The organism is Shewanella sp. T24-MNA-CIBAN-0130 (genome assembly GCF_040310185.1).
GTDB classification, from domain to species: domain Bacteria; phylum Pseudomonadota; class Gammaproteobacteria; order Enterobacterales; family Shewanellaceae; genus Shewanella; species Shewanella psychromarinicola.
Map to the genome: position 1 here is coordinate 1 of NZ_JBEOPP010000165.1, position 395 is coordinate 395.

1 protein-coding gene is annotated in these 395 nt (G+C 43.5%); it reads right to left on the reverse strand.

What is annotated here, in order from left to right; translation table 11 throughout:
- Positions 1–234: GDYXXLXY domain-containing protein (locus AAEZ02_RS21925; protein ID WP_502959603.1), on the reverse strand; the 234-nt coding region annotated here is incomplete at its 3' end.
- Between the last annotated feature and the right edge of the window lie 161 nt (positions 235–395).

A 395-nucleotide genomic window follows, 5' to 3' on the forward strand; every position in this document is an offset into this window, starting at 1 on the left:
ACTAATCACTCTCGCAATGTCGTAATTTAACGCCATGTAATCGCCTTGCATTAACGACCTAGGATCTACGGGTGCCAGTTCAAACAGGATGATTTCGCCATTAGCCAATAGCTGTTCTTGTTGAAAAATCTTGTAGTTAATACCAGCGAGTATTACCAATGCCGCGATAATGGCCCAAAGTGACCGCTTACTTAGCAGGCGTGAATTGAGCAACGCCATAGTATTTAATTCCATTATGGTTGCTCCTTATTTTGTGCCGTTGTCGCTGCATTCATTGTCATTGCGGTTTCAATTTGTGTCCCGACCGTAGCTTCACCTTCAACACCATATTTACCTTCAATTCTAGCCTCAACGTCTACTCCCGTTTTATGGTGAGAGCGAGTTTTAGCGGTCTT